This window comes from Palleronia abyssalis, assembly GCF_900302445.1.
In the GTDB taxonomy this organism is placed as follows: domain Bacteria; phylum Pseudomonadota; class Alphaproteobacteria; order Rhodobacterales; family Rhodobacteraceae; genus Palleronia; species Palleronia abyssalis.
Window position 1 is genome coordinate 119,656 of the sequence record NZ_ONZF01000007.1, and the last position, 25,134, is coordinate 144,789.

Consider the following 25,134-nt stretch of genomic DNA (forward strand, 5'->3'; position numbering starts at 1 on the left):
CTCAGACCTCTTCCAGCTCGATCAAGCAGCCGTTGAAATCCTTGGGATGCAGGAACAGCACGGGCTTGCCATGGGCGCCGATCTTCGGCTCTCCGTCACCCAGGACGCGCGCGCCGTCGGCCTTCAGGCGGTCGCGGGCGGCCAGGATATCCTCGACCTCGTAGCACATGTGGTGAATGCCGCCCGACGGGTTCTTGTCAAGAAACCCCCGGATCGGCGACCCCTCGCCCAGCGGATAGAGAAGTTCGATCTTTGTATTCGGCAATTCGATGAAGACGACCGTGACGCCGTGATCGGGCTCGTCCTGCGGTGCGCCCACGTCGGCGCCCAGCGTGTCGCGATATTGCGCCGCTGCCGCCTCTAGGTCGGGTACGGCGATGGCCACGTGGTTCAGTCGTCCGATCATGGGGGCCTCCTTCTTCCGCGGTGGGAATAACGACCCACCGACGCAGCGGCAAGCGGCGCACCGTCGCGGTTAACCCAGTGTTAGCATTCGGCGTGGCACCAAGGATCAACGTTAACGGGACAGATGCCATGACCGACCTTTCGGAATACCAGTTCGCCCCAAAACCAACCGCCGATCGCCCCCTTCTGGGCCAGACGATCCTTGTCGTGGAAGACAGCCGCCACGCCGGCGAGGCGATGCGGCTGATGTGCATGAAAGGCGGCGCGAGGATCCGGCGCGCGGATTGCCTGAAATCGGCGTCGCGGCACCTTGTCTCGTACCGGCCGACGGTGGTCATCGTCGATCTGGGCCTGCCGGACGGGTCGGGACTGGGGCTGATTCGCCAGCTTGCGACGACGACACCGCGTCTGGCAGTGATCCTGGCGGTCTCGGGCGATCCGGGGCTGGAACAATCGGCCATGGACGCCGGGGCTGACGGGTTTGTCGCCAAGCCCTTCGGAACGGTCGCCGCCTTCCATGCGGCTATCTTGCACTTGCTTCCCCCCGAGATCAGACCCAACGGACCACGCCCGGTGATGAATACTGAGGTCCATCCCGATCAAAGCGCCCTGCGTGGCGATTTTGCGCTGATCTCGCATCTCCTGGACCCGGATGCGGACGAAGCGACACTGGGCTATGCGCTTGGGTTCGCCCGCAGCTTGGGCCGCCTCGTGGGCGACACCGAATTGGCGGACGCGGCCAATCAGCTGGAACGCACGCTGGAAAACCGCGGCGCGTATCGGTCCGACCTGTCCCACTTGGCTGCCATCGCGCAGAACCGCGTCGGCGCCGCGGGAAAGGTCGCGATCCGGGGGTAGCGTTGCGGCGCGAACCGCTTTATGTTCGGCGAATGTTCTACCCGTGACTTTCGCACCGGACCGGTCCATATGTTGGAAATGACAAGCACTCCTGCACAAGACCTGTCCGATTTTCTGGGCAAGGATCGCTTCGGCTGCGTTCTGGCTGATCCGCCCTGGCGGTTCACCAACCGGACCGGAAAGGTCGCGCCGGAACACAAGCGCCTGGCGCGCTATCCCACCATGACGCTGGAGGAGATCTGCGCCCTGCCGGTCGACGATCACCTGGCGGACCGGGCGCATTGCTACATGTGGGTCCCGAATGCGCTGCTGCCCGAGGGGCTGCAGGTGCTGTCCGCGTGGGGGTTCGAGTACAAGTCGAACATCGTCTGGCACAAGGTGCGCAAGGATGGCGGCAGCGACGGGCGCGGCGTGGGGTTCTATTTCCGCAACGTGACCGAGCTGTTGCTGTTCGGCACGCGCGGCAAGAACGTCCGGACCGAGGCCGCGGGACGGCGTCAGGTCAACATGCTCCAGACCCGCAAGCGGGAGCATTCGCGCAAACCGGACGAGCAATACGACCTGATCGAAAGCTGCTCGTGGGGGCCTTACCTGGAGATGTTCGGCCGTGGCGTGCGCGAGGGCTGGACCGTCTGGGGCAATCAGGCCGATGCCGACTGGAAGCCCGACTGGAAAACCTACGCCTATAATTCGGGCGTCGCGGCCGAGTAATGTTCGACCCCGAATTGGCGGTCAGGGATCTGTTCCCCGCTGATCTGCACGGGCGATACCGGTTCCGCAGCTTCCGCGGCGCGGCCGCGATCCTGGCCGCCAATGCCCCCCAGGAACACGCGATGCTGGTCGCCGTGCTGCGACGATTCCGGATCCGGATGCTGGACATCTGCAAGCCCGGCGGCAGCCGATCCGAGCCGACCGAGCTGTTCGGGAAACTGGCGGTGCGCGAAGGGTTCTCGGAAGAGGTGTCGCTTGCGGCTGAGTTCCACTGGCGGCTGAACCACGGCCGGACCGAGGTGCTGGCCTGGAAGAACCGCGAGCATCTGTTCGGCCACAAGATCGACCATTGGTCGAACGCCGTGGCGCTGGATTACGAGTGGAACAGCAAGGACCAGACCTACGACCGCGATCTGCTGGCGTTCCGGCAGTTCTATGATCTTGGCATAATCTCTTGCGGGGTCATCGTCACGCGCGATCTGTCGACGCAGGTGACCGGGTTCCTGCCCTCGCTGGAAGTCTTCGATCCCCAGCGCAGCTACGACCCGGCGCAGATGCGGACGCTGTTCACGCGGCGCGGCCAGACCTTCGTGCAAAAGCGCGGGCGGACCGGGGCGCCGATGTACCTGAAGGACAAGATGGGGGCCAGCACGACAGGGCTGCCGAAGCTGTCGTCACGCCTGGCCGCGGGTCGTGGCGGGGGATGTCCGATACTGGTCGTGGGGATCGGGGACGGCAACCTGATCTGAGGGTTATTTCCAGTCGAAGAAGTCTTCGGTGGTGCGCGACAGAAGACGCGCAGCCAGTTGCTGCCCCAGATTCGGGCCGTCCGCGATGAGCCCCGAAATCTCGTCCGCCAAACATTCCGACCCGTCGGTGCGCAGGATTTCGCCCCGAAGACGCAGGGTATCACCCGAAAGTTCGGCCAGGCCGGCGATCGGCGTCTCGCACGAGCCGTCCAGCGCGGCGAGATACGCGCGTTCGGCCGCCAGTCGCAGACCCGTGTCGCGGTCGTGAATGGCAGCCAGCATTTCGGCCACGCGGTCGTCGTCCTTGCGTCGCTCGATCCCGATGGCGCCTTGCGCGACTGCGGGTAGCATCTCGTCCTCGGGGATGGGGGTACGGGGCACGTCGTCGTCGCCCAGCCGGTTCAAGCCTGCCACGGCGAGAAAGGTCGCGTGGGCCACGTTGTCGGCCAGCTTGCGCAGGCGGGTCTGCACGTTGCCCCGGAACTCGACCACGTTCAGGTCAGGCCGGCGGTACAGAAGCTGTGCCTTGCGGCGCAAGGACGAGGTTCCGACGGTGCGCCCTTCCTCAAGCGCGGACAGGGTGCCGCCGCCCAGCGCGATGAAGGCGTCGCGGGGATCCTCGCGCGGCAGGTAGGTGTCCAACGTCAGGCCGTGCGGCTGCTCGACCGGCATGTCCTTCATGGAATGGACGGCGATGTCGATCTCGGCCGACAGCAACGCCTCCTCGATCTCGCGGGTGAAGAGGCCCTTGCCTCCGATCTCCTTCAGGGGGCGGTCGATGATCCGGTCCCCGGTCGTCTTGATGACGACGATGGTGAACGCCTCCCCCGGCAAGTCGAAGGCCGTGGCCAGCCGGTCGCGGGTCTCGTTGGCTTGGGCGAGTGCCAGCGGCGAGCCGCGGGTGCCGATCTTCAGCGGGGTCATGGGGGTGGGCATCTGCATGGGGCCATGCGTAGCCGGGCCGCAAGGGCGGGGCAACCGAAAGGGTTGACACGCGGACGTGCCCGGCGGACCAAACGGCACTGCATATGGGGGATTGGCATGGCCGAGAAGAAACTGTTGCGCGCGCTGAAGGGCGAAGTCATGGACGTGCCGCCCGCGTGGATGATGCGGCAGGCGGGCCGGTATCTGCCGGAATACCGTGCGACGCGGGCCAAGGCGGGCGATTTCCTGTCCCTGTGCTACAACCCCGAATTGGCCGCCGAGGTCACGTTGCAGCCGATCCGCCGGTTTGCCTTCGACGGCGCGATCCTGTTCGCCGACATCCTGCTGGTGCCGCAAGCCCTGGGCGCGGATCTGTGGTTCGTCACCGGCGAGGGGCCGCGCCTGTCGCCCATCGACACCGAAGAAAAGATCGACGCGCTGAAGCCCGTGGATGCCGTCCACGAGACATTGAACCCGATCTATCAGACCTTGCGGATCCTGTCGGGTGAATTGCCGGACGACGTGACGCTGATCGGTTTCGCCGGCGCGCCGTGGACCGTGGCGACCTACATGGTCGCGGGCCGCGGCACACCCGATCAAGCGCCGGCCCATGCGCTGAAGGACGGCAACCGGGCGGCGTTCGACCGGCTGATGGACCGGATCACCGGAGCGACGGTGGAATACCTGTCGCAACAGATCGAAGCGGGGGCCGAGGTGGTGAAAGTCTTCGACAGTTGGGCCGGATCGCTGAAGGGGCAGGATTTCCACCAATATGCCCTGAAGCCCGCCCAGCGCATCGTGTCCGAGCTGAAGGCCCGCCACCCGGAGATCCCCGTCATCGCGTTCCCGCGTGAGGCAGGCGATGGCTATATCGGATTTGCCAAAGCGACAGGTGCGGATTGCGTGGCCATCGACAATTCGGTCGATGCCGACTGGGCGGCGGCACATGTGCAGGTCGACGGGTGCGTGCAGGGCAACCTGGCGCCCCATCATATGGTCAAGGGCGGGCAGGACCTGGTGGACGAGGTGCGCCGCATTCGCGCCGCTTTCGCGAAGGGCCCGCACATTTTCAACCTGGGCCACGGGATCACGCCGGATGCGGATCCAGACAACGTCGCACTGATGTTGGAGACGCTTCGAAGCTGATGCGCCGGCGGTCTTGGCGGAACCCCACCCGCCCAAATCCGTTGCCGGCCCATGATCGAGTTCATCGCAGAGCATCATAACGTCATTTCGGTCATCACCAGCAGCATTTTGATGGTGATCTGGCTTCTGTATCTGAACCTGTTCTATGTCGGGATCCGTCGCACACGCCGCCCGATGATCATGGTCAGCCGCGGTGCCGGCAAAGGCCCCGAGGCGCGCCTGTTCGTGTCGAATATGGGGGCAGAGCCGATATACATCACCGCGCTGATCGCGGATGCCCAGTGCGGCGACAAGACGATCACTGCCTACATCACCCAGAACGATCACATCGGCAGCGATTCTCTGGAATCCCCCGATGCCGCGACGAACGAAGGGCCGCTTGGGTCGGGCGACTATCTTGACGCCGGCAGCTTCGAAAGCATGCTGACCCGGATCAAGCTTCACGCGGCAGAGGCTCTGGACACGGATCAGATCGAACGGCTGACGCTGACCGTCGTGGCGGCAACGGGGCATTCAGCGGCGATTTCTGCCGGACGGAAGATGTATCACGTGATCCGTCGAGAAGACGAGATCATCTTTCATCCCGAAAAGGTCTCGACCGAGCAGATGCGCAACTGGCTGTCGCGGCGCCGGATCCGCAAACGTCTGGAATCCGAACTGGCGGCCGAGCTTTAGCGGGCGCGTCACCCTGCCACGCCCGGGAACAACTGCGCTTTGCCCGCGCTGGACAGGCAACAGACACGCACCGGAGAGGAGCATCCCATGCCCACCACCCCCATGCCGGACCAGACCGCACCCGATCTTGACGTCAAGCTGATCATCGGCACCGAATGGAAGCTGAAGGATCAGTCGCCCGACGCGTTCACGCAGATCATCGTCTATCGCGGGCTGCATTGCCCCATCTGCAAGCAGTACCTGTCCAAGATGCGCGAACTTTACGACGAGTTCCTGTCAAAGGGGATCGAGACTATCCACGTCTCGATGGACAGCGAAGAGCGTGCGCGACAGGCACACGAGGACTGGAGCCTCGACCCGATCCCGATGGGATACGGCCTGACCGAGGAACAGGCGCGCGACTGGGGCCTGTACCTGTCCGAGCCCATCCAGGACAGCGAGAAGGGCACCTTCGCCGAGCCTGCGGTCTTCTGGGTGCGCCCCGACGGGCGGCTCTATCTGGCCAACATCTCCAGCGCACCCTTCGCGCGCCCCGATCTGGAGGCGCTGCTGGGTCGCGTCGACATGATCAAGGAAAAGGAATACCCCGCCCGCGGCCGCAAAGCGGCCTAAGACACCCTTCCTCCCTCGGGCGGGGAGCGGCGCCGCACGCCAAGTGCGGCGCCGTTTTGCGTATCGGGCTGGCCGGGCGCGGTTCCGCACTAGCTTTCGGCCATGCCTCACGATCACCACCATCATCATGTCGATCCCGATGCCGGCGATGCCCGCGTCGCCTGGGCGGTCGGCGTCAATCTGGCACTGACCGTCGCGCAATTCGTGGGCGGCCTGCTGTCGGGATCGATCGCCCTGATCGCCGATGCGATCCACAACCTCAGCGATGCGCTGTCTCTTGTGATCGCCTTCGCCGCCCGCCGGATTGCGCGCCGCCCCGCCGACGACACCATGACGTTCGGATATGGCCGGGCCGAGGTCGTAGCCGCGCTGGTCAACCTGACGACCCTGATCGTCATCGGCCTTTACCTGATCTACGAAGGGATCGAGCGTCTGTTCGCCCCGCCGCAGGTGGATGGCTGGATCGTCGTGATCCTGGCGGCGCTGGCGCTGGTCGTGGACGTGGTCACGGTGCTTCTGACCGTGCGCATGGCGAAGGGGTCGATGAACATCCGCGCGGCCTATCTGCACAACCTCGCCGACGCCTTGGGCAGCGTGGCCGTCATCGTCGCGGGTACGCTGATCATCCTCTATGACTGGCGGCTGGTGGACCCCATCGTCACGCTTCTGATCGCGGGATACATCCTGTGGCATGCGGGGTCGGAACTGCCCCCCGTGATCCGCCTTCTGATGCTGGGCGCCCCGGGCACCCCCGACACCGAAGAAGTTCGGAAGGCCCTGTCCGGCGTGGCAGGGGTCGAGGATGTCCACCACGTCCACCTCTGGCAGATCGACGAAAGCCGCGCCTCGGTCGAGGCGCACCTGGTTGTCTGCGATGTTTCCTCCGGGCCGGAGATCTGTGCGCGCGCGAAATTGCTTCTGCAAGATCGATTCGGCATCCCGCATTCAACGCTGGAGGTCGAGGCACAGGGCGGGGGCTGCGCCTGAGCCCGTCAGTCCGGCAGGTCGCGCGCAGGCGCGATAGGAAAGAACGTGCCGGAGGAGACGACGCCGAACCATTCGGCCCCGTCATGGTCCCGCACCTCGCCTATATCGACAAGGCGATAGAAGCTTTTGCGGTCGATCAACGCCTCTAGGCCGCGGCGCACCTCGACATAGGGCGAAGGCTCTCCGTCTTCGTCGCGCACCACGCGGATCGGGTGGTCTGAATCGGCGGTCACCCGGTCTCCCACGTTGGTGGTGAAGGTCAACGCGCCGTCATCTTCCGTGAAGTCGATGGCGACGAAGGGCGCGTCCTCGACCTTGATGCCCACCTTTTCGACGGGCGTGACCAGAAAATAATCATCGCCCTCGCGCTTCAGGATGGTCGAGAACAGGCGAACCATCTTCGGCCGGCCGATGGGCGTTCCCTCGTAAAACCATGTCCCGTCGCGGCGGATCTGCATGTCCAGATCGCCACAGAACGGCGGATCCCACTTGTCGACGGGCGGCAAACCGCCTTTCGATGCAGCACGGGCGGCCTCTTCGAGCACTTTGGCGTCGGGCATCACGGCCATTTGTCCCACCTCCGGTTTTGTCATTTGTGTGCCCTGAGATACCTACGCAGGGTGTGCGGATACACCTAGCAGCCTCAGGAGCGATGTCATGGCCGACCCCATTCTGGACGAGATCGACGCATTGGGGGGCAAGCTGGCCGAGGCCCGCACGTCCATCACCAAGCGGTTCATCGGCCAGACGCGTGTCGTGGACCTCGTGATCTCGACCCTGTTGTGCGGCGGTCACGGGCTGCTGATTGGTCTTCCGGGCCTTGGCAAGACGCGCCTGGTGGAAACGTTGTCGACCGTCATGGGCCTGGACGGCAAACGGGTGCAATTCACACCCGATCTGATGCCCGCGGATATTCTGGGATCGGAAGTGCTGGAAACCGGGACCGACGGCAGCCGGGCGTTCAAGTTCATCGAGGGCCCGATCTTCACCCAGCTTCTGATGGCCGACGAGATCAACCGCGCCAGCCCCCGCACCCAGTCCGCGCTGCTGCAGGCGATGCAGGAGAAATCGGTGACCGTCGCGGGGCAGGCCCATGCGCTGGCCGCCCCGTTCCACGTGCTGGCGACCCAGAATCCGATCGAGCAGGAGGGGACCTATCCCCTGCCCGAAGCGCAGCTTGACCGGTTCCTCGTGCAGATCGACGTCCCCTACCCCGACCGCGCGACCGAGCGGGACATCCTGCTGGCCACCACCGGCGCGACCGAAGAGACCGCCCACGCCGTCTTCACCGACCACGAGCTGATCGCCGCGCAGATGCTGCTACGGCGGATGCCGGTGGGCGACGGGGTGATGGACGCGATCCTCGATCTGGTGCGCGCCTGCCGCCCCGAGGACGAGACCGCCCCGGATGTCGTGCGCCAGTATGTCGGCTGGGGCCCGGGCCCACGCGCCGCGCAGGCGCTTATGCTGACCGTGCGCGCCCGCGCGCTGATCCAAGGGCGGCTGGCGCCCAACGTGGAAGACGTGGCCGACATGGCGAACCCGGTGTTGATCCACCGCATGGCCCTGACCTTCGCCGCCCGCGCCCGTGGCGAAAGCCTGACCCGCGTCATCGAAGAAACGGTCGAACGGACGATGCGCGTCAGGTCCGCCGCGTGAGCGATCCCGTCGCCCTCCGGTCCCGTGCGGAACAGCTTGCCGCGCCCTTCCCGCCACTGTTGGCCGGTGCGCGGCACTTGGCGGCATCGGTCGTGCTGGGATCGCACGGACGGCGTCGGCCGGGTCCGGGCGACGAGTTCTGGCAATACCGGCAAGCCGTTCAGGGCGACGAGGCGCGGCATGTCGACTGGCGCCGCTCAGGACGGTCGGATCTGCATTTCATCCGGCAGAAGGAATGGCAGGCGGCACAATCGGTGACGCTGTGGGTAGACCCGTCAGCCTCGATGCGGTTCGCATCGGACCGCAAACTGCCCCAGAAGGGCCACCGCGCGTCCGAGATGGCGCTGGCGCTTGGGATTCTGCTGATCCACGCTGGCGAGCGCGTGGGCCTCATGGGCCACGATCTGCCCGCCCGCACCGGCGAGGTGCAGCTGATGCGCTTGGCCGAAGCGATGGAGCGGCCGGACTCCGACGGCGAATACGGCACCCCCGAAGCGCGAGAGATGCCGTCGCGGTCGCGCGCGGTGTTCGTCTCTGATTTCCTGGGCGATCTGTCCCCCGCCCGCACCGCACTGACCGAAGCTGCGGATCGCGGTGTGTCGGGCGTGCTGCTGCAAGTCCTCGATCCGCAGGAGGAGGCGTTCCCCTTCGACGGCCGCACCATCTTCGAATCCATGGGCGGCGGCATTCGTCACGAGACTCTGAAGGCCCGCGACCTGCGCGACCGCTATCTGCAGCGCCTGGCCGAACGGAAAGCCGAACTGGCCTCACTCGCGCAAGTCGCCGGCTGGCAATATAGCTGCCACCACACGGACCAGCCCGCGACGAGCGCGCTGTTATGGGCCTATTCCGCGTTGGAAAGGGTGATCTGATGCTGATCATCGGCCCCATCGGTTTCACCGCCCCCTGGATCCTTCTGGGCCTGATCGTGCTGCCGATCCTGTGGATCCTGCTGCGCGCGGTCCCGCCTGCGCCGATCCGACGCAGGTTTCCGGGCGTGGCGCTTCTGCTGGGTTTGCAAGACGAGGAACATCAATCCGACAAGACGCCCTGGTGGCTGCTGCTACTGCGGTCGTTAGCCATCGCGGCGCTGATCGCTGGCTTCGCGGGACCGGTGCTGAACCCCGAACCGAGGGAGCCCGGAACCGGGCCGCTTCTCGTCCTGCTGGACGGGACATGGGCGGACGCGCGCGACTGGCCGCGGCGGATCGACCGGGTCGAACAGGCGCTGAGCGAGGCCGCGCGGGACGACCGGCCGGCTGCGGTGGTGACGTTGACGGACCGCCCCGAGGGCGACCTGCCCTTCCGTGCCGCGCAATCCTGGGCCGCGCAACTTCCGGGCCTCGCGCCGGAAGCTTGGGCGCCGGACGGCGCGGTCGACTGGGCCGAGGGGCTGGACGGCGGCTTCGACACGATCTGGCTGTCGGACGGCCTGGCCTATGACTGGCGCGAGGACGTGCTGGCTGCGTTGCAGGACCGGGGCAACGTCCGCGTCTTCGAAAGCCCCCGCCCCGTCTACGGCCTGCGCCCGGCCGCGTTCGAGGACGGCGCCATCGCCTTGTCGGCCACGCGCGCGACGGCGGGGGACGAAGCAGCGGTCACCATCGGGGCCAGCGGTCTGGACCCCAACGGGATCGAGCGGAGGCTGGCCGAGGCCGAGATGACGTTCCCCGCGGGCGAGACCGAGGCCGCGCTGGCCTTGTCCCTCCCGCCCGAGCTGCGCAACCGCGTTTCTCGGTTCGAAGTGGTCGGCACCCGCTCGGCCGGGGCGGTCAGCCTGACCGACGACGCTTTGAAGCGGCGCGAGGTGGCGTTGATCGCGGGACAGGACGACCGCGAATCGCTGGAGCTTCTGAACCCCACCCACTACCTCGAACAGGCGTTGGAGCCCGTGGCCGACCTGCTGGATGGCGGCCTGTCGGAGGTGCTTCTGGCCAATCCCGACGCGATCATCTTGGCCGATGTCGCGACGATCCCCGACGGGCAAGCCGACGCGTTGGAGGAGTGGGTGGAAGCCGGCGGCCTGCTGGTGCGCTTCGCCGGGCCGCGCCTGGCCGCCTCGGACGTCAGCCGCAATGACGAAGATCCGCTGCTGCCCGTGCGCCTGCGCGCCGGGGGCCGATCCGTCGGCGGCGCGATGAGCTGGGGCGAACCGAAGGCGCTGCGCAGTTTCGACGCCGAATCCCCGTTCTCGGGTCTGACGATACCTGGGGATGTGACAGTGAACGCGCAGGTGCTGGCCCAACCCGACCCGACCCTGTCGGAGCGCACGATCGCGTCGTTGACCGATGGCACGCCGTTGGTCACGCGCAAGCGGATCGGCGCGGGGCAGGTCGTGCTGTTCCACGTCACCGCCAATGCTGAATGGTCCAGCCTGCCCCTGTCGGGCCTGTTCGTGTCGATGCTGGAACGGCTGGCCATCTCGACCCGCCCGGCCCAGCTCGAAGCCGAGGAGCTGGCGGGCACCACATGGTCCATCGACCAGCGCCTGACCGCCTTCGGCCAGGCCGAGGAGGCCGGGAACCTGCCCGGCGTTTCGGGCGAAGATCTGGCCGCACAGGTGCCCGGACCGGACACCCCCCCGGGCCTCTATGCCGGGGAGGATCGCCGCATCGCACTGAACGTGATCGGGCCCGAGACTGTTCTGACCCCGGCCGTTTGGCCCGGGAATGTCCCGGTCGAGGGGATCGTGACGACCGAGGAACGCCCCCTTGGCGGGCTTCTTCTGTCGCTAGCGCTGGCCGTCCTGGCGATCGACGTGCTGGCCGCGCTGTGGCTGGCCGGACGCCTGACCGGCCCGCGCGCCGCCGCGCTTGTTGGTGCGCTGGCCGTGCTGCCGATGGGCGGCGAGGTTCGCGCGCAGGAGACGACGGACGAGGCTTTCGCCGTCGACGTCACCGCCGAGGTGACGCTGGCCCATGTCCTGACCGGCGATGCCGAGATCGACCGCGTGGCCGAAGCCGGACTGAGCGGCTTGGGCGAGGTGCTGTTCCGCCGCACCTCGGTCGAGCCGGCCGAGCCCGTGGGCGTTGATCTGGAAGAGGACGAGCTGGCGCTGTTCCCGTTCCTTTACTGGCCCGTGACAGCGGACATGGTTCGCCCCTCGGACGCGGCTTATGCCAAGCTGAACGCCTATCTGCGCACCGGCGGCATGATCTTGTTCGACACGCGCGATGCGGATGTCTCGGGCTATGGCGGGACCACCCCCGCAGGTCGCAAGCTTCAGGAGCTGGCCCGGCCTCTCGACGTGCCCCCGCTGGAGCAGATCCCCGACGATCACGTGCTGACGCGGACCTTCTACCTGCTTCAGGATTTCCCGGGCCGCCACCGCGAAGGGGGCCTGTGGGTCGAGGCCGCGCCCCCCGACGCCGAGGCGGTGGAAGGAATGCCCTTCCGCGACTTGAACGACAACGTGACGCCCGTGGTCATCGGAGGCAACGATTGGGCCGCCGCCTGGGCCGTGGACGACGGTGGCCGCCGGATGTTCCCGGTCGGGCGCGGGTTCGCAGGGGAACAGCAGCGCGAGATCGCGTATCGCTTCGGGGTGAACCTGATCATGCACGTGCTGACCGGCAACTACAAATCCGACCAGGTGCACGTACCCGCCCTTCTCGACCGGCTGGGAAATTGAGCCGCGTGGGATTGGGTATTTTCACAAGGGTGAAAGGCAAACCGCTTTGACCGAGACCGTGATCTTCGATCCGCTGGTGCCATGGGCGGTGATCGCCGGGCTGGCGGTTCTGGCCCTGTTGGTCGTGGGCGTCGCCCTGTGGCGCGGTTTGGGCGGCTGGTGGCTGCGCGGGCTGGCAGCGGTGGCGCTGCTGGCGGCGCTGAGCGGGCCATCGCTGCAGAGCGAGGATCGTGCCCCGCTGACCGACATCGTCATTGCCGTAGTGGATGAAAGCGCCTCGCAGCGGATTTCCGACCGGGCCGACCAGAGTGCGACCGCGCTGGAGCGGCTGGAGGCCGAGATCGCGGGGCTGGAGAATACCGAGCTACGCGTGGTGCGGATGGGCGACGGCATCGGGGACGACGGATCGCTTCTGATGACGGCGCTTTCGGAGGCGATGGCCGAGGAGCCGCAGGCGCGGCTGGCAGGGGCGGTGCTGATCTCGGACGGGCGGCTGCATGATGTGGACCGGGCGCCGGACCTGCCTGCACCGCTGCATCTGCTGATGACGGGGCGCGAAGGCGACTGGGACCGGCGGTTGGAGATCACGACCGCCCCCGCCTTCGCGATTCTGGGCGAGGAAGTCGCTTTGCGCCTTCGGGTGGACAACCAGGGCGACGTGCCGGAAGCGCAGGAGGGCCTCGTGGAGCTGGAGATCGCCATCGACGGGGGCGAGCCTCGGACCTTCACTGTCCCGACCGGCGAGGAGATGGAGCTCCCTGTTGTGCTGCCGCACGCGGGGATGAACGTCATCCAGTTCAACGTGCCGGCTGTCGAGGGCGAATTGACCGACCGCAACAATGCCGCCGTGGTGCAGATCAACGGGGTACGGGACCGTCTGCGGGTGCTTCTGGTCTCGGGCGAGCCGCACCCGGGTGAGCGGACGTGGCGGAACCTGCTGAAGTCGGATTCGAGCGTCGATCTGGTGCATTTCACGATCCTGCGCCCCCCCGAGAAACAGGACGGCGTGCCGGTGAACGAGCTGTCGCTGATCGCCTTCCCCACGCGCGAGCTGTTTCTGGAAAAGATCGACGAGTTCGACCTGATCATCTTCGACCGCTATCAGCGGCGGGGGATCCTGCCGGCGATCTACCTCGATAACGTACGCCAGTATGTCGAGGACGGGGGTGCGGTTTTGGTGGCCGCCGGACCGGATTTCGCGACGGCCGCGTCGCTTTATCGATCACCCTTGGGCGACATCCTGCCCGCCGCGCCGACCAGCCGCGTGCTGGAAGAGGCGTTCCTGCCCGAAATGACTGATCTGGGGCGGCGGCACCCGGTGACCCAAGGCTTGGGCGGCACCGCCGAGACCCCCGATTGGGGCCGCTGGATGAGGCAGATCGAGCTGGAGCCGTTGTCGGGCGACGTGGTGATGACGGGAATCGGCGACAGCCCCCTTCTGGTGCTGGACCGGGTCGGCGAAGGGCGCGTGGCGCTTCTGGGGTCGGACCACGCGTGGCTTTGGAGCCGCGGGTTCGAGGGCGGCGGCCCGCAACTCGACCTGCTTCGGCGGCTGGCGCATTGGTCGATGAAGGAGCCCGAGCTCGAGGAAGAGGCTTTGACCGCCACCGCGGACGGGCAGACGATGACAATCACCCGCCGCACGCTGGAGGACGCCGCCGGCCCGGTCGAGATAGAAGGGCCGGACGGCGAGACCGTGACGCTGGAGATGGAAGAAGTGGCACCGGGGCGGTTCCAAGCCGAGTATGTCGGCCCCGAGATCGGCCTCTACCGCCTTGCTCAGGGCGAGGAGGAGGCGGTGATCGCCCTTGGTCCCAGCGCCCCGCGCGAGTTCGAGGAAACCGTTGCAAGCGGTGAACGGCTGGATCCGGTGATCGACGGGACGCGCGGTGGGATCGCCTCGATCGAGGATGGCTTGCCGGATGTGCGGCAGGTCCGCGAAGGGCGGCCCGCAGCGGGACGCGGCTGGATCGGGATCACCCCGAGGGAGGCCTACCTAACGGCGGACGTCACGGCGATTCCGCTTCTGCCCGCGTGGGTCTGGCTGCTTGTGGCCGGGGGCCTTGCCATCGGGGCGTGGCTGCGCGAAGGGCGGCGATAGCAGGGAACCCGTATCGTCGCGCAAGGTTGCCCCGCCAGACCTTCAACCGGGACGCATTATGCTGGACCTTCTAAGCCAACCCCAGGCGTGGGCCGCCTTTGCCGCCCTCGTCACTATGGAAATCGTGCTGGGGATCGACAACCTCATCTTCATCTCGATCGTTTCGGGCAAGCTGCCCGAGAAACAGGCGCGTATCGCGCAACGCGTCGGGCTGTCGCTGGCCCTGATCCTGCGTCTCGCGCTTCTGTCGGTGATCGCGTGGATCGTCGGACTGACTGCGCCGGTGATCGACCTTGGAATTCAAGGCGCGCTTGGCGAACATGGCGAGCCAAGCTTCGAGACCGCGTTCTCGTGGCGTGACATCATTCTGATCGCGGGCGGCGCGTTCCTGTGCGTGAAAGCCACGCAGGAGATCCATCACAAGGTATCCCCCGAGGCCCATTCAGACGGCGGCACCAAGGCGGTCACGTCCCTTGGCGCGGCCATCGTGCAGATCATCGCGCTGGACGCGGTGTTCTCGGTCGATTCGATCCTGACGGCGATCGGTATGACCGATCAGCTTCCCATCATGGTCGCCGCCGTGATCGTCGCCGTGGGCGTGATGTTCGCCGCCGCGGGGCCCGTGACGCGGTTCGTCAACAACAACCCCACCGTGGTGATGCTGGCGCTGGCGTTCTTACTGATGATCGGGATGGTCCTGATTGCGGAAGGGTTCGGGCGGCACGTGCCGAAGGGCTACATCTATTCCGCGATGGCCTTTGCCGTGGTGGTCGAGGTGCTGAACATGCTGTCCCGCAGGCGGCGCACCAAGGCGCAGCACCCGGCCTAGCGGTCGCCCGTGGCCTCTCGCCAGTGGGTCCGGCAGAGCGAAACATACGTCTCGTTCCCGCCGATCTGGACCTGATCGCCTTCCGTCAGGGCGCGCCCCTCTGCGTCCTGACGGACCACCATGGTCGCTTTCCTGCCGCAAAAGCAGATCGTGCGCACTTCGCGCATCTCGTCCGCCCAAGCCAGAAGCGCGGCCGAGCCGGGGAACAGCTTGCCGCGGAAATCGACGCGCAGGCCATAGCACATCACGGGCACGTTCAGGTCGTCCACCGCGCGGGCCAGTTGCCAGACCTGCGCGTCGGTCAGGAACTGGGCCTCGTCCACGAAGACGCAGGCGATGGTCGCCTCTGCAATCCAGCCCTCGATCCGGGCGAACAGGTCGTCTTGGGGGTCGTAGGTCTCGGCCGGGGCACCGATGCCGATGCGGCTGCCGATGCGGGCGTCGCCCGCACGGCGGTCCATCTGCGCCGTCAGCAGCCGCGTTTCCATGCCGCGTTCGTTGTAGTTGTAAGACGCCTGAAGCAGCAGGGTCGATTTGCCGGCATTCATCGTCGAATAGTTGAAGTAAAGCTTGGCCATGCGCCCCGGTTACTGGTCCGGGGCGCGAAGGCCAAGGGTCAGGCTTGCAGCGGGCGGACCACCAGATCGCCGGTGCGACGGGCCTGCATCGCCAGCGCTGCGGCATGGCTGCCGGACAGCGTGGTGAAATACGGGATCTTGCCGTACAGGGCGACAGACCGCATGGCGCGGCTGTCCTCGACCGCCTGCGCGCCTTCTGTAGTGTTCATCACCAGATCGACGCCGCCATCCTTCATCACGTCCACCACGTTGCGCCCGGGCTCGTAGACCTTGTTCACAAGGGTTGACTCGATCCCGTTTTCAGCCAGGAAACTATGCGTTCCCGAAGTGGCGACAATCGACAAGCCAAGCTCGATCAGGATGCGCGCGGTCTCGACAAGCTGGTCGGTCTTGTCGGTGTCCTTGATTGACAGGAACACCGTCCCCTCGTCCGGCAAATGCACACCCGCGCCCATCTGCGCCTTCAGGAAGGCGGTGGCGAAGTCGCGGTCCCAGCCCATCACCTCGCCGGTCGAGCGCATCTCGGGGCCCAGAAGCGTGTCGACGCCGGGAAAACGTGCGAAGGGAAGCACCGATTCCTTGACCGAGAACCACGGCATGTCCGGGTCGGCCAGCGTCATCGGATCGGCCAGCGGCAGCGGGCTTTCGACCGACGCGTCCTCGGGGTACGGAGGCCGCGCGGCGAAGGCGCCCAGCTTTTCGCCCGCCATGAGGCGCGAGGCGATGGCGGCGATGGCGCTGTCGGTGGCCTTGGCGACGAAGGGCACGGTGCGGCTGGCGCGGGGATTGACCTCGAGCACGTAGATCTCGCCGTCCTTCACCGCGAACTGCACGTTCATCAGGCCCACGACACCCAGCTTGAGGGCCATGGCGATGGCCTGACGCTCCATCTCCTCGACGATGTCGCGCGGCAGGGTGTGCGGCGGCAGGCAGCAGGCGCTGTCGCCGGAATGCACGCCCGCCTCCTCGATATGCTGCATGACGCCAGCGACATGGACGTTTTGACCATCCGACAGGCAGTCCACGTCGACCTCGACCGCGCCGGACAGGTAGCTGTCCAGCAGCACCGGGTTCTTGCCCGACACGTCCACCGCGTCGCGGATGTAGCGCTTCAAATGGTCGGTATCGCGCACGATCTCCATCGCGCGCCCGCCAAGCACGTACGACGGGCGGATCACCAGCGGGAAGCCGACTTCGGAGGCCATCTCAAGCGCCTGTTCGTCCGACCGCGCCAGGCCGTTCTTCGGCTGCTTCAGGCCCAGCTCGTTCAGCATGGCCTGGAACCGCTCGCGATCCTCGGCCAAGTCGATGGCGTCGGGCGAGGTCCCGAGGATCGGGATCCCGGCTTCTTGCAAGTCATTGGCCAGCTTCAGCGGCGTTTGTCCCCCGAACTGGACGATGACGCCTTTCAGGGTGCCGTTTTCCTGTTCGACCCGCAGGATCTCCATCACATGCTCGAAGGTCAGCGGCTCGAAGTAAAGACGGTCCGAGGTGTCGTAATCCGTGCTGACCGTCTCGGGGTTGCAGTTGACCATGATGGTCTCGTAGCCCGCATCCGACAGCGCGTAGCACGCGTGACAGCAGCAGTAATCGAACTCGATCCCCTGCCCGATCCGGTTCGGACCGCCGCCCAGGATCACGATCTTCTCGCGGTTCGAGGGGCGCGCCTCATCCTCGACCTCGCCCATCATCGGGGCCTCGTAGGTCGAATACATGTAGGGCGTCTGCGCCTCGAACTCGGCGGCGCAGGTGTCGATGCGCTTGAATACAGCCGTCACGCCAAGGTTCTGACGTGCGCGGCGCACCTGCGCCTCGTCCCGGCCGGTCAGCTTGGCCAGACGCGCATCGGTGAAGCCCATCATCTTCAGATCGCGCAGCCCGTCCTCGTCGCGGGGCAGGCCGTTCTTGCGCACCTGTTCCTCGGCGTCGACGATCTCGTGGATGCGGGCAAGGAACCACGGGTCGTAGCTGGTGGTGGCGTGGATCTCGTCCAGCGTCAGGCCATAGCGCATGGCTTGGGCCACGATGCGCAGCCGGTCGGGGGTCTGGCGGGCCAGCGCCTTGGTGATCGCGGCGCGCGACTGAGACGAGGCGGGATTGTCGTCGATGCCCGGAATCGCGATCTCGTCAAAACCCGACAGCCCCGTTTCCATCGAAGACAGCGCCTTTTGCACAGACTCGTGGAAGGTGCGGCCGATGGCCATGGCCTCACCCACCGACTTCATCGCCGTGGTCAGGTCGTTCTTGGCGCCGGGGAATTTCTCGAACGCGAAGCGCGGGATCTTGGTGACGACATAGTCGATCGACGGCTCGAACGATGCGGGCGTGACGCCGGTGATGTCGTTGTCGAGCTCATCCAGCGTATAGCCCACCGCCAGCTTCGCAGCGATCTTGGCGATCGGAAAACCGGTGGCTTTGGAGGCCAGCGCAGAGGAGCGCGAGACCCGCGGGTTCATCTCAATCACCACCATGCGGCCGTCATCGGGGTTCACGGCCCATTGGACGTTCGACCCGCCGGTTTCGACCCCGATCTCGCGCAGGACGGCGATGCTGGCCGCGCGCATCTGCTGGTATTCCTTGTCGGTCAGCGTCAGCGCGGGCGCGACGGTGATCGAGTCGCCGGTGTGGACGCCCATCGGATCCACGTTCTCGATCGCGCAGACGATGATCGCGTTGTCCGCCTTGTCGCGGACGACCTCCATCTCGAACTCTTTCCAGCCCAGAAGGCTTTCGTCCACCAGCACCTGCGCAACCGGCGACGCATCCATGCCCGAGCGGACGAAATGCTCGTATTCCTCGCGATTATAGGCAACGCCGCCACCGGTGCCGCCCAGCGTGTAGGCGGGTCGGATGATCGCGGGCAGGCCGATATCCTCCAGCGCCTCCATCGCCTTGGCGACGCCCGCCTTGATGTCGAAGCCCTTCTCGGTCTTCGGCGCGGACACGATCGTGGCGCGGGGGTTTTCCAGCCCGATCCGGTCCATCGCCTCGCGGAACAGGCCCCGGTCCTCGGCCATCTCGATAGCCTCGCGGCGGGCGCCGATCATCTCGACCCCGTGCTTTTCCAACACGCCCATCTCTTCCAGCTTCAGGGCGGTATTCAGGCCAGTCTGACCGCCCATGGTCGGCAGCAGCGCGTCGGGCTTTTCCTTCTCGATGATCTTGGCGACCACCTCGGGGGTGATCGGCTCGATATAGGTCGCGTCGGCCAGACCGGGATCGGTCATGATCGTCGCGGGGTTCGAGTTGACGAGGATGACGCGATACCCCTCTTCGCGCAGGGCCTTGCAGGCCTGTGCGCCGGAATAGTCGAATTCGCAGGCCTGCCCGATGATGATGGGTCCGGCCCCGATGATCATGATGGACTGAATATCGGTACGTTTCGGCATGGCGTCCCCCGGGGCAAATCGTCCGGGGTTATACGGGCCGCGCTCGGGGGCGCAAGGCCCCTGAACGACGGGGGCCCGCCATCTTGGTCGAACCCTACCACTATTTGGGTCGCAGGCGGGGTGTGACCGGGGCGTTCCGGTTAAGGGAGACGTAGCGAGGGCGCCCTCGCCGCCTATCCGTAGAGGTAGTCGCGCGTGATCGGGACGGCGTCGATCTCTCGCGTCAGCTGAAGCTGGAAGACGACCTGATGGCCGGCGATGAAGCTCATCTCGGAAGCGATGAGGTAGTAGCGCCACATCCGGCAGAACCGCTCGTCATACAGCGCGCGCGCCTTGTCGATCCCGGCCTCGAAACGGTCCGTCCAGCTTCGCAGGGTCTTGGCGTAGTGCAGGCGCCAGACCTCGATATCGGTCGAGGCGAGAGACTGACGTTCGATGGCGGCCGAAGTCTCGGACAGGGCGGGAATATAGCCGCCGGGAAAGATGTACTTGGCGATGAAGGGCGATGTGATGCCGGGCGGATTGGTGCGCCCGATCGTGTGGATCAGCGCCACGCCGTCCTTGTCCAAAACCTCGCGGACCTTGCCGAAATATTCGTCGTAATGGGGCTGGCCGACATGTTCGAACATTCCCACGGACACGATGCGGTCGAACGGCCCTTCGACGTCGCGGTAATCCTGCAGACGGATGTCCACCTTGTCCTGCAGGCCCCTGGCGGCCACACGCTCCTGCCCCAACTTGTGTTGTTCTTCGGACAGGGTCACGCCGACGACTTGGGCCCCGAACTCCTCGGCCAGGGTGATCGCCATGCCGCCCCAGCCGCACCCGATATCGAGGACGCGCATCCCCGGCTCGATCAGCAGTTTCTTGGCGATGTGGCGCTTCTTGGCCAGCTGCGCCTCTTCCAGCGTGATGTCGTCCGAGGGCCAGTAGGCGCAGGAATACTGCCGGTCGTCGTCAAGAAAGATGTCGTATAGTTCGGCCGACAGATCGTAGTGATGGGCCACGTTCTTGCGCGCCCGGGTGGCGGGATTGAACTGCGACACGCGGCGCAACTGGCGGCCCAGGCCGACCTGCGCGTTCTGGATCCAATGGCGATTCCCGGCGCGCATGTTGCCAAGGATCAACCCCATGAACCCGCGCAGATCGTCGTTCTCGATCAGGATGTCGCCATCCATATAGCCTTCGCCCATGCCCAGATCGGGGTTTCGGACGATATCGGCCAGGCGGCTTTCGGTCTTGATCTCGACTGCGATTTCCGGTGCCCCGGATCCGGCCCGGAACGTCCGACCCGACGGCAGCGTCACGTCCAGCGTTCCCTGCTTCACGATCGATCGAACGATTTGTTCGAACACCCTCTCCCACATGGGCTTGTCCTCGGCTTTTCTTCTTCTGTTACAACGTCTGCGACTCTTCACCACACCTTGAACTCTGTTCTTCCGGGCGGCGGGGTCAAGTACCCCCTGCGCTTGACTTCATGGCGGCAGGCATGTGTATCGCGCGGGTCAAGCCCTGTTTCACGGAGTCCGTCATGCACGCCTACCGCAGCCACACCTGCGCCGACCTGAGGAAAGCCAATGTCGGCGACGACGTGCGCCTGGCCGGCTGGGTCCATCGCGTGCGCGACCACGGCGGCGTGCTGTTCATCGACCTGCGCGACCATTTCGGCATGACGCAGGTGATCTGCGACCCCGACAGCCCGGTGTTTTCCGAGGTCGAGAAGGTCCGCAGCGAATGGTGCATCCGCATCGACGGCAGCGTGAAGGCCCGTGACGAAAGCCTGGTGAACGCCAAGCTGCCCACGGGAGAGATCGAGGTCTATTGCCGCGGGATCGAGGTTCTGGGCCGCGCGGGCGAGCTTCCCCTGCCCGTCTTCGGCGAACCCGAGTACCCCGAGGAAACGCGCCTGAAATACCGCTTCCTCGACCTGCGGCGCGAGACGTTGCACAAGAACATGGTGCTGCGGTCTGACGTCGTGCGCGACCTGCGCGAGCGGATGTGGGGCCAGGGCTTCAACGAATACCAGACACCGATCCTGACCGCTTCGTCCCCCGAGGGCGCGCGCGACTTTCTGGTGCCGTCGCGCCTGCATCCGGGCAAGTTCTATGCGCTGCCGCAGGCTCCGCAGCAGTTCAAGCAGCTGATCATGGTGTCGGGCTTCGACAAGTATTTCCAGATCGCCCCCTGCTTCCGCGACGAAGACCCGCGCGCCGACCGCTCGCCCACCGATTTCTACCAGCTCGACCTGGAAATGTCCTTCGTCGAGCAAGAGGACGTGTTTGCCACGATCGAGCCGGTCATGCGCGGCTGTTTCGAGAAGTTCGGCGGCGGTCGCGCCGTGGATCAGGCCTTCCCGCGCATCAGTTATGCCGACGCCGCGCTGAAATACGGCACCGACAAGCCCGATCTGCGCAACCCGATCGAGATGCAGGTCGTTTCCGAGCATTTCGCCGGGTCCGGCTTTGCGATCTTCGCCAGCTTGCTGGAAAAAGAAGGCACCGAAATCCGCGCCATTCCCGCCCCCAAGGGCGGCAGCCGCAAGTTCTGCGACCGGATGAACAAGTTCGCGCAGGAGCAGGGCCTTCCGGGGATGGGATATATCTTCTGGCGTGACGGCGAAAACGGCCTCGAAGCCGCCGGGCCGCTGGCCAAGAATATCGGCCCCGAACGGACCGAGGCGATCCGCCAGCAACTGTCGCTCGGCAAGGGCGATGCCGCCTTCTTCCTTGGCGGCAAACCCTCGGATTTCGAAGGCGTCGCTGGCCGTGCCCGCACCGTCATCGGGGACGAACTTGGGCTGACCGACAAGGACCGCTTCGCCTTCGCGTGGATCGTCGATTTCCCGATGTACGAGAAGGACGACGAGGGGAAGATCGACTTCAGCCACAACCCGTTCTCGATGCCACAAGGCGGGATGGAGGCGCTGGACGGCGACCCGCTGGAGGTGAAGGGCTTCCAGTACGACCTGGCCTGCAACGGGTACGAGCTGGTGTCGGGCGCGATCCGGAACCACCGCCCCGAAATCATGTTCAAGGCGTTCGAGATCGCGGGCTACCCCGAATCCGAGGTGCGCGAGCGCTTCGGCGGCATGGTCAACGCGTTCCAGTATGGCGCCCCGCCCCACGGTGGCTGCGCCGCCGGGATCGACCGGATGGTGATGCTGCTGGCGGACGAGCAGAATATCCGGCAGGTCATAATGTTCCCGATGAACCAGCAGGCGCAGGACCTGATGATGGGCGCCCCTTCGGAGCCTACGCCCGCCCAGCTGCGCGAGCTTGGCCTGCGGGTTCTGCCGCGCGAATAGCGCCTTTTACAGAATGCAAGAAGGCCCGCCACCCGGACAGGATGGCGGGCCTTTTTCATGTCCCCGTCCGGGATCAGTTCGAGGGCTTCAGCCCCAGAAGCGCATTGTCCAGAACGTCGTCCAATCGCGCGATCCACTGCCCGATGGCCTCTTTCGCCCGGGCGCCGTCGATGTCGATCACGATGACATCGCGCGAATTGGCGACCCGCATCGAGAACGCCTCGCCATAGACGGACTGGCCCAGGACATCGACGCTTTCGACACCCGCTGCCGTGAACCGCGCCATGAACGGGTTCGACACGTCCGCGGTCAGGCCCTGATCCTCGGTGAAGGCCGGGGACCGCACGGCCAGCATCGTCTCGGCCTTGCGGTGGCCGGACCCGGCATCGGCGAACTCGGACGAGGTCATGAAGTCCGACAGGTCGTTCAATTCGTCGCGCAACCGGGTCGAGACTCCGGCCGTCTCGCGCAGCGAGGTTGCCCAAGCATCGAAATTGTCGATCTGCGTGTAATCCTCCATCAGGAAATACCGCAGCGCGTTCGTCACGGGAAACAGCTTCGCCCGGTCTGTGCCTTCCATGTCCAGGATGACCAGCTTTGCAATCCGCCGCTGAGCGCGGCTCATCAGCAGAAGGTTGGTGATGAGGTAGGCCGCCGCCATCTGCTCGGCCGCGGCACCCAGATGTTCGGCATTGCGCACGGCCAGCACCAGCTTGCCCAGATCCGTGATGGATTTGCCGTGGGCGAAGGCGTCGAACTTGGCCTTCTCTTCGTCCACGAAGAAGGCGATGTCGTCGTATTTCGGGTTGCTCATCGCGGCCTCCGTCATGGCTTGAGGAATCCGTTCCGACCGGACCGGCGCGGATCGGCTTTGTAGGACCCCAGGAACTTGGAATACGAGATATGGGGCTCAATGTCGCGCATGGCGTCGATCAGCTTCTGCGCCTGCCCGCCGCAGCCCACGTCCAGATAGAAGGTCGGAAGCTCGGTCCGTTCGGAAATCATGTAGGTTTCCAGCTTGGTGATGTTCACGCCATGCTGCCCGAACACCGCCAGCGCCTGCACCAGACTGCCGGGCTTGTGGCCCACCTGGATGATCAGCGAGGACATGTCGTCCACGTCGTCGAACGTCGCTTCCTTGCCGACGATCACGAAGCGGGTAATGTTGTCCTCGCGGTTCGAGATGCCCCTGTGCAGCACTGTACCGCCATAGTGCTTTGCGGCAAATTCCGACCCGACGGCCGCCAGATGCCGGTCCTTCGACGCGACGACTTCGCGCACAGCGGTCGCGGTGTCGCTGCGGGTGCGGCGCTGCGCGTCGGGGAAGCGGTCCTTCAGGAATTTTGAGGATTGCAGGAAGCCCTGCGGGTGGCTGAAGACCGAATGGATCTCGGCCTCGACCGCGGGGCCGCAGGTCACCAGGCAATGCGACACGTCCAGCAGCAGCTCGCCCATGATGAACAGCTCCATCGACACGACCAGCCGGTGGACGTCCGGGATGCGCCCCGATTCCGAGTTTTCCAGCGGCAGCACGGCCTCGGCTACTTCTCCGGTTTCGGTCGCCGTCACCAATTCCTCGAACGAGGGATAATGAACATGCTCGCCGTCGGGGCGAAGCTGCGTGGCGGCCTGATGCGAATAGCTGCCGGGTTGGCCCAGATAGCCGATCTTGGTCATTCTTCGTTGCTCCGATTAAGGGTCGCGGCAATGGCGGCGGCGGGGTCCAGTCGGGTGGCGACACTGGTCCCCTGCCCCGCGAAGGCGTTTCTGAGGGTCATAAGCTCGGCGATCAGATCGTCCAGCGCGGCCGACACCGGCTCGGCGTTCTGTTGCAGGATTTCGCCCCACATCCGGGTGTTGCCGGCGGCGTGCCGGGTCAGCGTCTGGGTCGAGCGTGAGGAAAACACCTGAAGCTCGTCGGGGTCCATTCGCGACAGGACGTTGGCATAGGCGTAGGACAGCAGGTGCGGCAAATGCGAGGTGCGCGCCATCAGCTCGTCATGGGCCTGCGCGTCGGTTCGCACGACCGAGAAGCCCAGCGAGGCCAGGAACCGCTCGACACGTTCGATATCCGCCTCGGCGTTTCCGGCATGGGGCGTCAGGACGAAGCGCGCGGCGACCAGCACATCGGGCGCCGCCCGGAACGGACCAGCGCGGTTGCCGCCCGCAAGGGGATGGCCGCCGATGAAGCGCGGGGCGTCCGCCAACCCCTCGACCAGCTGGCCCTTCACGGATCCCATGTCGACGACCAGCGCGTCCCCGGCGTCCAGAACCTCTCGCGCGATCTTCGACAGTGCACCCGGCGGGGCACACAGGAAGACCATGTCGCACCCGGCCAGATCGGCGGCGCGATGCCTCCACGCGACACGCGGCAACTGTGCGGCCACGGCCTGGCGATAGGGGCCTTGCGGTTCCACCGCCTCGACCCCGATGCCGGGCTTGCGCCCCGTGACCAAAGCCGCGAAGGCCGCCCCGACCAAGCCGGTGCCGACGATTCCGATTTTGCCCGGCGCGTCCATGAGGTCCCTTTCGCTGCGCGGGACTGTCTTACAGGCCATGCGCCCTTTGACAATGGC

Annotated in this window: 22 protein-coding genes; 13 read left to right on the forward strand and 9 right to left on the reverse strand. The window is 65.8% G+C overall.

What is annotated here, in order from left to right; translation table 11 throughout:
* Position 1: 1 nt before the first annotated feature.
* Positions 2-406: a methylmalonyl-CoA epimerase gene (gene mce / locus PAA8504_RS14820; protein ID WP_108894967.1), complete on the reverse strand. Its 405-nt coding sequence runs from the start codon at positions 404-406 to the stop codon at positions 2-4.
* 128 nt (positions 407-534) lie between these two features.
* On the opposite strand from mce, the gene PAA8504_RS14825 reads away from it, so the two are divergent.
* From PAA8504_RS14825 to PAA8504_RS14835, 3 genes are all read left to right on the forward strand, one after another.
* Positions 535-1,263 (forward strand): response regulator, encoded by a 729-nt coding sequence (locus tag PAA8504_RS14825; protein WP_108894968.1) that lies wholly within the window; start codon positions 535-537, stop codon positions 1,261-1,263.
* A gap of 78 nt (positions 1,264-1,341) precedes the next feature.
* The gene (locus PAA8504_RS14830; protein WP_108895036.1) at positions 1,342-1,974 is read left to right on the forward strand and encodes an MT-A70 family methyltransferase; all 633 of its coding nucleotides are present in this window, start codon (positions 1,342-1,344) and stop codon (positions 1,972-1,974) included.
* On the forward strand, positions 1,974-2,723 hold the full coding sequence (locus PAA8504_RS14835) for a BglII/BstYI family type II restriction endonuclease (protein ID WP_108894969.1): 750 nt from the start codon (positions 1,974-1,976) through the stop codon (positions 2,721-2,723). The genes PAA8504_RS14830 and PAA8504_RS14835 overlap by 1 nt, the downstream gene beginning before the upstream one ends.
* Positions 2,724-2,726: 3 nt before the next feature.
* Here the strand turns inward: PAA8504_RS14835 and hemC are convergent, their stop codons facing one another.
* Positions 2,727-3,665: a hydroxymethylbilane synthase gene (gene hemC, locus PAA8504_RS14840; RefSeq protein ID WP_108894970.1), complete on the reverse strand. Its 939-nt coding sequence runs from the start codon at positions 3,663-3,665 to the stop codon at positions 2,727-2,729.
* A 99-nt stretch (positions 3,666-3,764) separates the two neighbouring features.
* Between hemC and hemE the strand changes: the two genes are divergently transcribed.
* The 4 genes from hemE (at position 3,765) to PAA8504_RS14860 (ending at position 7,067) form a co-directional block, all read left to right on the forward strand.
* Entirely contained in the window at positions 3,765-4,793 is a 1,029-nt protein-coding gene (gene hemE, locus PAA8504_RS14845; RefSeq protein ID WP_108894971.1) for a uroporphyrinogen decarboxylase, read from the forward strand.
* 51 nt (positions 4,794-4,844) lie between these two features.
* Positions 4,845-5,468, forward strand: coding sequence for a hypothetical protein (locus tag PAA8504_RS14850; protein WP_108894972.1), 624 nt, complete (start codon positions 4,845-4,847; stop codon positions 5,466-5,468).
* Between the two features lie 87 nt (positions 5,469-5,555).
* Entirely contained in the window at positions 5,556-6,080 is a 525-nt protein-coding gene (locus tag PAA8504_RS14855) for a redoxin domain-containing protein (RefSeq protein ID WP_108894973.1), read from the forward strand.
* A gap of 102 nt (positions 6,081-6,182) precedes the next feature.
* Positions 6,183-7,067, forward strand: a complete 885-nt coding sequence (locus PAA8504_RS14860) for a cation diffusion facilitator family transporter (protein WP_108894974.1) — start codon at positions 6,183-6,185, stop codon at positions 7,065-7,067.
* A gap of 5 nt (positions 7,068-7,072) precedes the next feature.
* On the opposite strand, the gene PAA8504_RS14865 is transcribed toward PAA8504_RS14860, so the two are convergent.
* On the reverse strand, positions 7,073-7,660 hold the full coding sequence (locus PAA8504_RS14865; protein ID WP_108894975.1) for a DUF1285 domain-containing protein: 588 nt from the start codon (positions 7,658-7,660) through the stop codon (positions 7,073-7,075).
* 64 nt (positions 7,661-7,724) lie between these two features.
* Here PAA8504_RS14865 and PAA8504_RS14870 point away from each other — a divergent pair, with 64 nt between their 5' ends.
* From PAA8504_RS14870 to PAA8504_RS14890, 5 genes are read left to right on the forward strand one after another with little or no spacing between them, the layout of a single operon-like run.
* A complete protein-coding gene (locus PAA8504_RS14870) occupies positions 7,725-8,726 on the forward strand; it encodes an AAA family ATPase (protein ID WP_108894976.1) in 1,002 nt (333 codons plus the stop codon).
* Positions 8,723-9,598, forward strand: a complete 876-nt coding sequence (locus tag PAA8504_RS14875) for a DUF58 domain-containing protein (protein WP_108894977.1) — start codon at positions 8,723-8,725, stop codon at positions 9,596-9,598. The genes PAA8504_RS14870 and PAA8504_RS14875 overlap by 4 nt, the downstream gene beginning before the upstream one ends.
* Positions 9,598-12,357, forward strand: coding sequence for a DUF4159 domain-containing protein (locus tag PAA8504_RS14880; RefSeq protein WP_108894978.1), 2,760 nt, complete (start codon positions 9,598-9,600; stop codon positions 12,355-12,357). The genes PAA8504_RS14875 and PAA8504_RS14880 overlap by 1 nt, the downstream gene beginning before the upstream one ends.
* A 46-nt stretch (positions 12,358-12,403) precedes the next feature.
* Positions 12,404-14,458 carry a hypothetical protein gene (locus PAA8504_RS14885; protein WP_108894979.1) on the forward strand — a complete coding sequence of 685 codons (2,055 nt, stop codon included), beginning with the start codon at positions 12,404-12,406 and terminating at the stop codon, positions 14,456-14,458.
* A 58-nt stretch (positions 14,459-14,516) separates the two neighbouring features.
* Positions 14,517-15,287 (forward strand): TerC family protein, encoded by a 771-nt coding sequence (locus PAA8504_RS14890; RefSeq protein WP_108894980.1) that lies wholly within the window; start codon positions 14,517-14,519, stop codon positions 15,285-15,287.
* Here the strand turns inward: PAA8504_RS14890 and PAA8504_RS14895 are convergent.
* From PAA8504_RS14895 to PAA8504_RS14905, 3 genes are all read right to left on the reverse strand, one after another.
* On the reverse strand, positions 15,284-15,865 hold the full coding sequence (locus PAA8504_RS14895) for a thymidine kinase (protein ID WP_108894981.1): 582 nt from the start codon (positions 15,863-15,865) through the stop codon (positions 15,284-15,286). The genes PAA8504_RS14890 and PAA8504_RS14895 overlap by 4 nt on opposite strands.
* Positions 15,866-15,903: 38 nt before the next feature.
* Positions 15,904-19,254, reverse strand: coding sequence for a carbamoyl-phosphate synthase large subunit (carB, locus tag PAA8504_RS14900; protein ID WP_108894982.1), 3,351 nt, complete (start codon positions 19,252-19,254; stop codon positions 15,904-15,906).
* Positions 19,255-19,427: 173 nt separating this feature from the next.
* Positions 19,428-20,621, reverse strand: coding sequence for an SAM-dependent methyltransferase (locus tag PAA8504_RS14905; protein ID WP_108894983.1), 1,194 nt, complete (start codon positions 20,619-20,621; stop codon positions 19,428-19,430).
* Between the two features lie 164 nt (positions 20,622-20,785).
* On the opposite strand from PAA8504_RS14905, the gene aspS reads away from it, so the two are divergent.
* A complete protein-coding gene (gene aspS, locus PAA8504_RS14910) occupies positions 20,786-22,558 on the forward strand; it encodes an aspartate--tRNA ligase (protein ID WP_108894984.1) in 1,773 nt (590 codons plus the stop codon).
* Positions 22,559-22,631: 73 nt separating this feature from the next.
* Here the strand turns inward: aspS and PAA8504_RS14915 are convergent, their stop codons facing one another.
* Genes PAA8504_RS14915 through PAA8504_RS14925 form a run of 3 tightly spaced genes read right to left on the reverse strand, consistent with a single transcriptional unit; the run spans position 22,632 to position 25,116 of the window.
* Complete coding sequence (locus PAA8504_RS14915; RefSeq protein ID WP_146190503.1) at positions 22,632-23,372, reverse strand: hypothetical protein; 741 nt, start codon at positions 23,370-23,372, stop codon at positions 22,632-22,634.
* Between the two features lie 11 nt (positions 23,373-23,383).
* Positions 23,384-24,235 carry a prephenate dehydratase gene (locus tag PAA8504_RS14920; protein WP_108894986.1) on the reverse strand — a complete coding sequence of 284 codons (852 nt, stop codon included), beginning with the start codon at positions 24,233-24,235 and terminating at the stop codon, positions 23,384-23,386.
* Positions 24,232-25,116 (reverse strand): prephenate dehydrogenase, encoded by an 885-nt coding sequence (locus tag PAA8504_RS14925; protein ID WP_108894987.1) that lies wholly within the window; start codon positions 25,114-25,116, stop codon positions 24,232-24,234. The genes PAA8504_RS14920 and PAA8504_RS14925 overlap by 4 nt, the downstream gene beginning before the upstream one ends.
* Between the last annotated feature and the right edge of the window lie 18 nt (positions 25,117-25,134).

Bases quoted from the DNA above. Each gene is read 5' to 3' on its own strand.
- PAA8504_RS14825 (WP_108894968.1), top strand. From the start codon at position 535: ATGACCGACCTTTCGGAATACCAGTTCGCCCCAAAACCAACCGCCGAT.
- hemE (WP_108894971.1), top strand. From the start codon at position 3,765: ATGGCCGAGAAGAAACTGTTGCGCGCGCTGAAGGGCGAAGTCATGGAC.
- carB (WP_108894982.1), bottom strand. From the start codon at position 19,254: ATGCCGAAACGTACCGATATTCAGTCCATCATGATCATCGGGGCCGGA.
- PAA8504_RS14905 (WP_108894983.1), bottom strand. From the start codon at position 20,621: ATGTGGGAGAGGGTGTTCGAACAAATCGTTCGATCGATCGTGAAGCAG.
- PAA8504_RS14880 (WP_108894978.1), top strand. From the start codon at position 9,598: ATGCTGATCATCGGCCCCATCGGTTTCACCGCCCCCTGGATCCTTCTG.
- PAA8504_RS14915 (WP_146190503.1), bottom strand. From the start codon at position 23,372: ATGAGCAACCCGAAATACGACGACATCGCCTTCTTCGTGGACGAAGAG.
- PAA8504_RS14895 (WP_108894981.1), bottom strand. From the start codon at position 15,865: ATGGCCAAGCTTTACTTCAACTATTCGACGATGAATGCCGGCAAATCG.
- PAA8504_RS14925 (WP_108894987.1), bottom strand. From the start codon at position 25,116: ATGGCCTGTAAGACAGTCCCGCGCAGCGAAAGGGACCTCATGGACGCG.
- PAA8504_RS14855 (WP_108894973.1), top strand. From the start codon at position 5,556: ATGCCCACCACCCCCATGCCGGACCAGACCGCACCCGATCTTGACGTC.
- aspS (WP_108894984.1), top strand. From the start codon at position 20,786: ATGCACGCCTACCGCAGCCACACCTGCGCCGACCTGAGGAAAGCCAAT.
- PAA8504_RS14860 (WP_108894974.1), top strand. From the start codon at position 6,183: ATGCCTCACGATCACCACCATCATCATGTCGATCCCGATGCCGGCGAT.
- PAA8504_RS14865 (WP_108894975.1), bottom strand. From the start codon at position 7,660: ATGACAAAACCGGAGGTGGGACAAATGGCCGTGATGCCCGACGCCAAA.
- mce (WP_108894967.1), bottom strand. From the start codon at position 406: ATGATCGGACGACTGAACCACGTGGCCATCGCCGTACCCGACCTAGAG.
- PAA8504_RS14890 (WP_108894980.1), top strand. From the start codon at position 14,517: ATGCTGGACCTTCTAAGCCAACCCCAGGCGTGGGCCGCCTTTGCCGCC.
- PAA8504_RS14835 (WP_108894969.1), top strand. From the start codon at position 1,974: ATGTTCGACCCCGAATTGGCGGTCAGGGATCTGTTCCCCGCTGATCTG.
- PAA8504_RS14830 (WP_108895036.1), top strand. From the start codon at position 1,342: ATGACAAGCACTCCTGCACAAGACCTGTCCGATTTTCTGGGCAAGGAT.
- PAA8504_RS14870 (WP_108894976.1), top strand. From the start codon at position 7,725: ATGGCCGACCCCATTCTGGACGAGATCGACGCATTGGGGGGCAAGCTG.
- hemC (WP_108894970.1), bottom strand. From the start codon at position 3,665: ATGCAGATGCCCACCCCCATGACCCCGCTGAAGATCGGCACCCGCGGC.
- PAA8504_RS14850 (WP_108894972.1), top strand. From the start codon at position 4,845: ATGATCGAGTTCATCGCAGAGCATCATAACGTCATTTCGGTCATCACC.
- PAA8504_RS14920 (WP_108894986.1), bottom strand. From the start codon at position 24,235: ATGACCAAGATCGGCTATCTGGGCCAACCCGGCAGCTATTCGCATCAG.